The following is a 10,142-nucleotide window of genomic DNA, read 5'->3' as shown; positions in this document are numbered from 1 at the left end:
CATGATTCACGACTGGTGGCCAGGCTGACTGCGGTGGCCAGGCTGACTGTGGCATGAATCACGACTGGTGGCCAGGCTGACTGTGGCATGATTCACGACTGGTGGCCAGGCTGACTGCGGTGGCCAGGCTGACTGTGGCATGAATCACGACTGGTGGCCAGGCTGACTGTGGCATGATTCACGACTGGTGGCCAGGCTGACTGCGGTGGCCAGGCTGACTGTGGCATGAATCACGACTGGTGGCCAGGCTGACTGTGGCATGATTCACGACTGGTGGCCAGGCTGACTGCGGTGGCCAGGCTGACTGTGGCATGAATCACGACTGGTGGCCAGGTGAATCACTACGATCTACTTTATTCACTTACGGCGGTGGTTGAATGGTTGCTTGCTGCTTTGTGTTAGTTTCAATCCGTTGTTCTGAGACGATTTATCGAAACTAAGTGTTTCAGGGTAAGCCATTGCCCTTGCTTTCAATCATCTAGTTTTTCTCCCTGCTCCCCCACAGCGAGCGTGGCAATCTCCCCCAAAGCCGCTGCGGAGGCAGGGTGGGAGAGATCAACTTTGTAAACGTCATTGCGAGCGAGCGCAAGCGAGCGCGGCAATCTCCCCCAAAGCCGCTGCGGAGGCGAGGGCTTGACTTGTCTCAACCGCTCATGGTATGCTTCTTGCACCCATCAGCGCGTCCTACCCCTCCTGACCTGTAAAAAAATTCTTTATCGTCAATGAAAATCCATTCGCCATTCCGAAAACCATTTTTTCGGGGGATAATCCTCTTCATCGTGCTGGCCGGGCTGCTGATGCCAGCCGCGCTGGTCTTTGGTCAGGAGCAACCACCGCTTTACCTCCCGCTGGTGCTGCGCGACTACCCGCCCCCCCCCACGCCAACACCCAAGCCGCTACTGCCGCCGCTCAGCACGCCGACCAACACGCCAGAAATAACGTTCTCACCGCAAAGTTTCCTATTTTTGCCGTTAATTAGCCGCTACGACCTGCCACCCGCGCCGCCTTACGCAACCAGCATTTATATCCAGAACCCCACTGACCCCGAACTGTTCAATTTGGGTTGCGCCCAGGGCCAGCGCGACCAGAACCTGCCCGGCCAGCAGGATAACCTGGTGGTTTTGGCGTTCGGCAAGATGTGGAAGGTGGGAAACGAATATTACCTGCGCACCTACACCAATCCCAGCACCGGCACGCGCACCAACCTGACCTTTAAGCGGGTGGAAGAACTGGCGCAACAGTATCTGCTGGGTTACCGCTGGTGCAGCGACGGCATCTCGCTGCTGGCGCTCGGCATCGGCAGCAACAACTACGACGACATGAACATTGACAACGACATCAACAAGTTCTCAGCCGATCAGGCCGCACTGCGCCAGACCGCTTACGCCTTCGGCCAGCGCTTTGCGGATACCACCTACAACCTGAACGAGTGGATCCGCGCCAGCGGCTACGCCAGCCGCCTGTGGGTGATGGGCGCGCTGGATATCGAGTGGGCCGGACGCGAATCGGACGGCAGATACTGGTGGAATACCCCCTATGTCACCGGCGGATGGGTGGAAGGCTTCAACGCCAACAGCCGCGGCCGGGAGATGTACCTCAATTACGGCGCGTGCGTCGGCTGCCCGATCACCCCAAGCCTGAGTTGGGTGTTTTCGACCACCCGCGATGCCAACAATGTGGTAATGGATTGGAGTCAGGGGGATGTCTATTACGTTTCGTGGGGCGCCCCGCCGGCCCTGCCGCTGCCGGAAATTTACCGCAATGACGGCTATCTCGCCCGCCAGTGGCAGGCCGTCAGCCTGTACGGCGCGCTTTACAAAGGCGGCAAGATGACCTTTGCCGGGGCGATGACCCAGTTCCAGTCGTGTCAGCAGAAGAAATCCGCAGAATGCGCCACTCTTGACAACACCCCCGATGAGGGCTGGTCGCAGTTGTACGACTGGCTGAATCAAGACCCGCGCACGGCTCAGCAAGTCCTGCGCTGGGTGACCGATATCCGCTGGCAGATCCGCTGACCGGTGCAGGAAGGAGAATGGCATGAGATCACCCACGAGAAGACCCATCCTTTGGCTCGCTGCCCTGCTGGGAGCGCTGTTGCTGGTGGGCGGCAGCATCCTTTCGGCACGCGGGCAGTTCAACCCGCAGCAGGGAGATAGCGGCGGCGGCTGGCTCACCACCCTGCTGGAGCAGATCAGCGAACGCAGCCAGAGCGCAGTCAACCCCGCCGAACAAGCCCTGCTCGAAGAAAAACTCAACCGCCTGCAGCAGATTCAGGAAGCCCGTCAGTCAGCCGGTTTGCTGGCTGCACCGACCCTCACGTTGGGAGTCTGTCCTCCGCCGGAGTCAACCCCGGCCACGGTCGAGCAGCCGGAAGGGATTTTTGAGCTGGAAGACCAGGGCGATTACGAAGACCTCGATTTCATGGCAGTCAACGGCTGGAGCGGAAGCGTCAACGGCAATTTTGTGACGGTGATGGCCGGGCGGCGTTTTTCCGAGCCGGCCGGCGGGATGCTGGTGCTGTTCACCGTCAACGCGCCCATTCAGAAAGAACCGGCCCCCGTTCCAAGCAGCCTTCTCCGCATCATGGCGGCCGATAGCTACCGCCTGACGCTCGCCGACGAGCAAGGCAGGGTGTTTTATTTTGACGTCGCTGCTCGCCGTTGGTTAACCGCGCCGGATGAAGTCGTGCCGACTTTACCGCCGATTCCGACCTTCACTCCCCAGGCCGTCCCCTGTCCCTGAGCCTTTTATTAAGCCGTTGCGGAGGCGGGAGGGGGAGACTCCCCGGCACTGTAAAGCGTCGCTTCGCTCGGAATGACATTAAAAAGAGCATGTCATGGCCAGCGAGCGCAATCGAGCGTGGCAATCTCCCGCAAAACCATAGTGGGGGCAGGGCGGGGCGCTTAAACCGGCTTCACATCATCCTTAGGCTGGGCAAGCGGCCTGGTGGCAAAAGAGCGCACCTGCCCGTCAATCCACGCGCACACCCGGTTCTTACCGCTTTCTTTGGCCGTGTAAAGCGCCTGATCGGCGCGGTTGACCATCAATTCAAGCGTATTGCAACTGGGATCCAGCGTGCTGACCCCCAAACTGACCCCCGAAACCACCATTCCGCCCTTCTCATCGGTCAGACCGCGCGCTACGGCATCCCGCAAGCGCCAGGCAACCTGCATGGCCTGCTCCAACCCGGTTTCTGGCAGCAGCAGGATGAACTCATCTCCGCCAAACCGAGCCGCCAGATCGGCCTTGCGCAACTGATTGCGGCACTGGTCAGCAACGAACATGATCAACTGGTCGCCCACCAGATGCCCATACGTATCGTTGATCAATTTCAAATCATCCAGGTCCATCATCACCAGCGAAAGGTCTTTGCCGTACCGCCGGGCGCGGTAAAACTCCTTGGAAGCCAGTTCAAAGAAATGCCGGCGGTTGTACAAACCGGTCAACGGGTCGCTGACCGCCATGCGCTGAACCGATTCAAACAGACGGGCATTGTCAATGGCCGCCGCTGCTTGATTGGCAAACGCCCGTGCCAGTTTGGCGTGGTTTGGGGTGTAAATACCCGGCTGGCTGTGGTCAATCGTTAAAAACCCGATCACATCATTGCGCTTAATCAGCGGAACGCCCATCCACGAACGCACATGGGCAGAATCTCCCCAGTGTTTGTAGCGGGGATCTCGCTGAGCATCTGCGAGGATCAGCGGCGAGCCTCGCTTGACGCTTTCCAGCAGCAGCTCATCCTGAGCCGGAAAGCGCTGGCCGATCACCTTCTCTTTATGGGGGAAGCCGCGCGCCGCAACCACCCGTAAAGTACTCCCTTCCTTGAGGAAAAGCGCGCACGAGTCATACGGCACAACCCGCTCCAGATTTTCGAGGACTTGATCGAGCACCTGATCGAGGCGCAGCGCCGAAGAAACTGCCGCAGAAGCCTGTTGGAGCGTTTCGGCTTCCCGTGCCCGGCGGGTGGCTTCTTCCAGCAGGCGAGCTTTCTGAATGGCAATCGCACTGTAGCGCGCCAGCGTTTCGGCCATCCCGATCACCGCCGGCTCAAACTTCTTTTCCGGCGAGAGCATGAAGTAATTCAGCACACCGAGGATTTCCGTCTCGGTCAAAATGGGAAATGCCAGAAAACCATAAACACCGGTATTTTTAACCTCGGGTCGGGCCGAGGGATGTTTGGAATAGTCCTCTACCAGTATCGGCTTACGTTCTTCAATCGCCTGCCACGAAATCCCCGTGCCACGCGGCGATTCGCTCACCCGCACCAGGCGATTGCTCGGATCATACACACTCAGGGTGACCAGGCGATCTCTTTCTTCCTCGTATAAACCAATTAATCCAGCATCCGCCCCCAGCCATTGACAGCCAAAAATATTAATTTGCTCAACGGTAGTTTCAATATTCAATGAGGATGCAATTCTCTCCAGAATCTGGTTGATCTTTTGCTCATGTTCCAGCATTTGACGGCTCTGCCGGTAGAGACGCGCATTGTAAAGCGCCTGTCCGGCCTGAGCCGCGAACAATTCCAGGGTGCGGGCATGTTCCGGCCGGTAAAAATTCTCCTCGCATTTATCCAGTGAAAGAAAGCCCAGCACCTCATTCCGGACGATGATCGGCGCACCCACCCACGAATGGATGTACTCGGTCGCTTCCACCCGCACCCAGCCGGGGTAGGCATGGGTGTCCTGAATAATCAGTGGCTTGCGGTTTTCCATCATCCAGCGAAAGTTTTCGGTCTGATCCACATCGAACACGAATTGCCGCACCATTTGCAGCACATGGGCACCAAACCGTTCATAGCCGCGGCTGCGGCTGATCACCGCGCGCTTGCCTTCCAGCAATGTGATATTGCCCGAATCGTAAGGAATCACCAGCCCAATGCCTTCAAGGATTTTATCCAGCACTTCATCCACATCCAGACTGGCGCTGAGCGCCAGTCCAATCTCGCGCAGGGCTTCGGCCAGTTCGCGGTTTTGCCGCTCGATCTCGGCTGCCTGCAAAAGACGTTCTTCGGCTCTTTTGCGCTCGGTAACATCCCGCACCAGACACAACACTTCTTCGGCTGCCTGTCCGCCCGATTTCAGCGGGGAGAGGTAGATTTCAGCCGCAAAGGGATGGCCGTCCCAGGCCAGAGCCGTGGCTTGCAGGGTTTGAATCTGGCGGGTTTCCAGCACCAGCAGGAGTTGCTGTAACACCGCATCGCGGTCTTCTTCTAAAAACAGGTGACAGAAGCCCACCCGATCCTCAATCACCCCGCCCGGCAGGGCGAACTTTTCCAGCGCAATCGGGTTGGCCAGCAACATCCGGCCCTGCCCGTCCAGCACGAAAATCACCTCCGGAGAGGATTCGATCAACTGCCGGTAACGGGCCTCGCTGTCTTGCAAAGCCTGCTGTGCGCGGTAGATGGTGGTCATATCGCGCAGCAACACCATGCGGCCGGCATATCCCCGCCGCTGGGCTTTGAGCGGTGAAATGCGCAAATCAAAATAGCGGTCTTCGCCTTCAATGGGCAAGTGAACCACTTCGTGAACTTCCAGGGTGTTGGCGTAGCGCTGGGCAATCGCCAGCACCGGCTGGAACAGTTGCCGGGCGGGTTTACCGATTACCCCGCTGGCTTCCACCCCAAACAGACGGCAGGCGGCCGGGTTCAAATCCACCACCCGGTTTTCCGAGTCCACCACAATCAGCGCATCTTCCAGCACCTCAAAGAGCAGGTCACGCGCCAGGGGGGTTAAATCCAGCAGGCGGAAGCGAAAAACCCCGATGACCAGCAGCACCCCGCTGATCGAGAAGAAAATCGGCGTCAGGTCGAGATGCAAAGAGAGCTCAAAGGCCGGCGAAACAACGAACAGGATATTGGAAAGCCACGGTATAAGCACCGCCCCCAAGAGGATGAAAGCCTGTTTGCGGTACAGACCGCGCATCCACCACGCCGAAAGCAACAACAACACCGACCCGACTGCAATCAACGCGTAGGAATAAAGAGTATGAAACCAGAAATAAGGTCCCGGGTCAAAACCAAGGTAAAGGAACCCGCCCGCTTCTACCCACGGGCGGGCAGGAGAGCCGTAATAGAGATGATGAAGCGAATTGGTAAAAATGAGCAGATGGGCAAGCAGCGGCTCAATCGCCAGCAAGCCGATCAACCAAGGGGTGACCAGCCGTCCTCGCCCGCTGTACTCCAGACTGAACACCAGCCAGGCAGCCGGCACCAGCATGATGCCGGGGTTAACGGCAATATCCAGCCATTCCTTCCACGGGGAAGCGGTCATCAGATTCTGAGCAGCATACATCAGTGACCAGTAGGTACTGCCCAGCAACAAAAAGAACAACGGACGCGCCCCCAGGGCTGCCGAAAGGCGGCGGGCAACAAACCAGGCCAGCCAGCCCGTCAGCAGACCAGCCGTCAGAAGGATGAAGAACGCCGGGGGAAATTGAAGATTGTCCAAGGCGGTTAAAGTTATTATAGCGAGTTTACACCCCTCTTCCAAAATTTTTAGAGAAAATTTACGCTCAATCGCCGTATTCGATGATCAGCGTTGGACGACCGATCTTGTTCCAATCTTCCGTTTCGGATGCGCTGAAATACTTGCCGCTATGGTAGGCGCTGTCGGCGCTGTACACCGCAAAACTGATCCAGCCCACCCGTTGATCGTAGGCTTTGGCGAGCGCGTAGGAAACATCCCATTCGCGGCGTGCGCCCGGCCAACTTTGCCCCGGTTGGTCGATGTTGTACGGAGGCACCTGCAGCATCGCCACATTTTCAAAAGCCGGCGGGGCGTTGTTCCATGTGATGGTGTCTTCCTGCCACGAGTTCACAACCGTAAGAATCTGAATGTAGGAACTGCGCGCACAATCCGGGTCGGGATTTTGATCCGGGTCGCTGCAAATTTTCCCCGAACCGCCCCAGTGATGCAGTACCAGCCGCGCCGAGCGAATCACCTTGCCGGGCGGCAGCCGGTCGAGCGGGAAGGTCAGGTAATATTTGGAAAAACACGGCCAGTCGGCAATATCCGCCTGATTCTGGATTAGCGCGCTGTTTTCGTTTGCGTAATTGCGGTTGCCCCACACATTCCAGATGTGGTAATCATCACCCGGACATTGGTTGCTGATCGTCCCGCCCACAGCCGCATCCGGCACCACCGCGCCATTTTCCCCCTCACGGATCAACAGGCTGGTCAGGTTGCGCACGGAAGGCGGCGCATAAGACGGTAAGCCGAACCGCAGCACCCCCCAGGTTGCCGGCTCATCCCGTTCGGCTGCTTCCGGCCAGATAAACGAAGTACCGGGCGGGCCGGCGCGGCTGTCACGGTCATGCGAGATGAGCGCCATGCGCCACCGGCTGCCCTCTGCCGGGCGGCTCAGCCCCAAGCTGGCGTAAGGGATGCGGAAGGTAATCCGCCAGCCACGGTCATCTCCATCGTCATTGAGGGCATCCCCCCGCCAGCCGGTTTCTACAGAGAAGGAGATATTCTGGCTCTGCCAGCCGCTGCCGGTTCCGCGATAAACGGCTTTGTAGGGCAGTGGCAAAGTTTCACCATTGCCCAGACCCTTAAACTGGGCCACAAAACGGTAGGACTGACCGCCGGGACGCTCCGGCGCATTGACCGCCGTGTTGAGCAGCAGGGTGGCGGCGTCCCAGTATTCCAGCGCGCCGCTCGACGGGCTGCTGTTATACCAGATGCGCCGGTCGAACACGCCGAAGTCCACCACCAGCTCGCTATCGGTGTAGCGCACGCGCACATCGGTGTAGTTTTCAGCCGGCCCCACCCGCCCAAACCACAGGATGGCGCTTTCCACAAAGCGGGTTGTGTAGGGCGCATTCACCGTTCGAAAGTGAGCATAAGGATCATAGTTGCGAAATACAATCGGCAAGTAAAGAGTTTCTCCTCCATCCTCAACACCGTAAACCGGCCGTGGGGAGAAAAGCCCGCCGATGAAACAAAGCACCAACAAAATCGAGAGCAGTCTGATTTTCATCACCAGCGTTCCAATCCATTCAAAAAGGGGGCGGCACGGCGCCCCCTCTCCAAGAATCTTTCTGGTTCGATTATGCCATAAAGATGTACTTTTTTACTAAACAATTTTGAAAAGTGGCACACTACCCACCAGATTTCTCTGCAAGCAAGGCAATTCTGGTTAACGGATCAAGTTGCGTTTGCTTGCTCTTTCTCAGCCTGTTGTTCCGGTTTGCGCCACAGGTAAACCGCCAGTCCAATTCCGCCCAGATTCAGCAGCATCCCCACATACACGTCCCACGGGCGGTAGTTGAACTGACACTCGTGATTCCCGGCTGGCAGCCAGATGCTCAACCACGGGGATTGCCGATCGAGTGTTAATCGTTCTCCATTACATTGGGCGCTCCAGCCAGAAAAATAATTCTCCAACACCATCAATGTGCCCGGCTGATCATTTCGGCAGGTTACCGAAATATGACCGCCAAGCGCCTTGGCTTGACATGCCTGCTGGAGATTTCCGCTTTGCACAAAAGCATATTCGTTCTGAGGAAACGCCAGAATATGAATTCCTTCAACACTCCTCACATATACTGGTAAATTGACTGCCTCCTCAGAGCGCGCTCCTTCGAGATGAGGCTCCGGCATCCAGCGATTTTTCCAGTGCCATGGGCGGAAAACGCCGGTTAACTTCAATCCCAACTCAGCCGCATCCGGCTGCCAGAAATGCTCTCCCAGCGGCATTCGTATCCATTGAGCCGATGATGGGCTCAGGTTTTGCAGGACTTCGGGCAAGTCCTTCCCGGCCGGGGTGGTTACCAGCCAGAGTCGGCTGAAATCGTGGGCGGATTTAAGTGACCAAAGCAGAGGAATGGCAATCACCACCCAAAAAAGATTAACGTGGAAAGAAAAATCTGGCGACCACGAGAGGGTTAACTTTGGCATGGAGTGAGATAACAGGTCATTCAACGCCCAGGCCGCCAGCGCCAGGATCAATGGCACGGCCAAACCGGCAATTAACGGCGGGTTGCGAATACCGCTTAAGAATTCCGGCGCAAGAGAAAATATTACTTTGAGGCTGATCGCACTCGCCGCCAGAAACACCAGAATCAACGCAAGTAAAAAGAAAAAATACAACTTTCTTTTCTCGCCCGAAGGGGGTCTGAACAGCCGTCCCAAAGCAAGGCCGACCGCCACCCAACCAATATAATTCGAATACAAATAGGGATAAGGCTGCTTACCCAGCACATTGGATCGGTAAAAAGCATCCTCCCGCACCACCAGATTCAAAGGCAAGTATTCCAGAGGTTGCGTCGTGGTGAAATAGGCATCGGTATCTTTTGCAAAGTTCGGCAGAAAATGCAGGAGAGGCACCAAAAATACTGCACTCAATAAAATTGCCAGAACACCGCCCAGCAGAAACTTCCCCGCTAACGCATTCAAGCGAAAACGGTCATCCAGTAAAAAGACCAGAAAGGCTGGGAGGAGGGTTACCAGCATGCCAATTTGTAAGTAGCCTTGCCCGGAAAGGAGAAGAAATGTCAAAGTCAACCCAAACCCAACCACGGCCCGATTTGTCTTTTTCAATACCAGATCCAAGCCGGCCGCAAGGACTAAAGAAGCGCTCGCGGTGGACATAACCAGCGGGAACAACCCCAATTCCATCCGTCCCGCCAGATGTCCACCGGCAACCGCCATCATCGCGCTCCACAACCGCGGCACCAGGCTTAAATTCAGACTGCGAGCAAGCCACCATTGCGCAAAACCGGCCAGCGCCAAGTGGAGAATCAAATTGGTCTTGACGCCATTAATCGGCCCTTGAAGTAATGTTGTAAGAATGGTGAAGGGATGCAAAGGTGCACCGTGTAATTCGGCAAAGGCAGGATAGCCGCCGTTGATAAAGCCGTTCCATAAAATACAATCTCCGCATCGGGTCAGTAGAGACCAGATATAATGTGGCAAAACCACCATCGGGAACTCTGCTCCCCACGGCCACACCCGCGGATTTGGATCAAGGTAATTCCTTCCGATCCACACCGCCCACCCAATAATGACGATCCATTCCCAGACAAACCTGTAGCGTTGGTTAAGGTTCTCCCAGAAACGCAAAAAGAATCTCATACGCTAGCCCCCGAAACAAATTCCTACCAAGATTTTAGCAAACAGAGAAAATTTGACAATCCCTCA

The 10,142-nt window shown here is 56.6% G+C and carries 6 protein-coding genes; 2 read left to right on the top strand and 4 right to left on the bottom strand.

The window, feature by feature from the left end; all coding sequences use genetic code 11:
* Positions 1-470: 470 nt before the first annotated feature.
* Positions 471-671 carry a hypothetical protein gene (locus tag AC812_RS17855; protein WP_061913287.1) on the bottom strand — a complete coding sequence of 67 codons (201 nt, stop codon included), beginning with the start codon at positions 669-671 and terminating at the stop codon, positions 471-473.
* 51 nt (positions 672-722) lie between these two features.
* Here AC812_RS17855 and AC812_RS10025 point away from each other — a divergent pair, with 51 nt between their 5' ends.
* Positions 723-2,015, top strand: a complete 1,293-nt coding sequence (locus AC812_RS10025; RefSeq protein WP_145962477.1) for a hypothetical protein — start codon at positions 723-725, stop codon at positions 2,013-2,015.
* Between the two features lie 22 nt (positions 2,016-2,037).
* Positions 2,038-2,742 carry a hypothetical protein gene (locus AC812_RS10020; protein ID WP_061913284.1) on the top strand — a complete coding sequence of 235 codons (705 nt, stop codon included), beginning with the start codon at positions 2,038-2,040 and terminating at the stop codon, positions 2,740-2,742.
* A 161-nt stretch (positions 2,743-2,903) separates the two neighbouring features.
* Here AC812_RS10020 and AC812_RS10015 read toward each other — a convergent pair whose 3' ends face one another.
* The 3 genes from AC812_RS10015 to AC812_RS10005 form a co-directional block, all read right to left on the bottom strand.
* Complete coding sequence (locus tag AC812_RS10015) at positions 2,904-6,449, bottom strand: histidine kinase N-terminal 7TM domain-containing protein (RefSeq protein WP_061913283.1); 3,546 nt, start codon at positions 6,447-6,449, stop codon at positions 2,904-2,906.
* Between the two features lie 64 nt (positions 6,450-6,513).
* On the bottom strand, positions 6,514-7,980 hold the full coding sequence (locus tag AC812_RS10010) for a DNRLRE domain-containing protein (RefSeq protein ID WP_061913282.1): 1,467 nt from the start codon (positions 7,978-7,980) through the stop codon (positions 6,514-6,516).
* A gap of 167 nt (positions 7,981-8,147) precedes the next feature.
* Positions 8,148-10,076 (bottom strand): hypothetical protein, encoded by a 1,929-nt coding sequence (locus AC812_RS10005; protein WP_061913281.1) that lies wholly within the window; start codon positions 10,074-10,076, stop codon positions 8,148-8,150.
* Between the last annotated feature and the right edge of the window lie 66 nt (positions 10,077-10,142).

This window comes from Bellilinea caldifistulae (assembly GCF_001306055.1).
Taxonomy (GTDB): domain Bacteria; phylum Chloroflexota; class Anaerolineae; order Anaerolineales; family Anaerolineaceae; genus Bellilinea; species Bellilinea caldifistulae.
The sequence above is the reverse complement of the archived record's forward strand: the minus strand, read 5'-3'. Positions and strand labels throughout refer to the sequence as shown.

Coding starts and splice junctions, on each gene's coding strand:
- AC812_RS10025 (WP_145962477.1), top strand. CDS start 723: ATGAAAATCCATTCGCCATTCCGAAAACCATTTTTTCGGGGGATAATC.
- AC812_RS10020 (WP_061913284.1), top strand. CDS start 2,038: ATGAGATCACCCACGAGAAGACCCATCCTTTGGCTCGCTGCCCTGCTG.
- AC812_RS10010 (WP_061913282.1), bottom strand. CDS start 7,980: ATGAAAATCAGACTGCTCTCGATTTTGTTGGTGCTTTGTTTCATCGGC.
- AC812_RS10005 (WP_061913281.1), bottom strand. CDS start 10,076: ATGAGATTCTTTTTGCGTTTCTGGGAGAACCTTAACCAACGCTACAGG.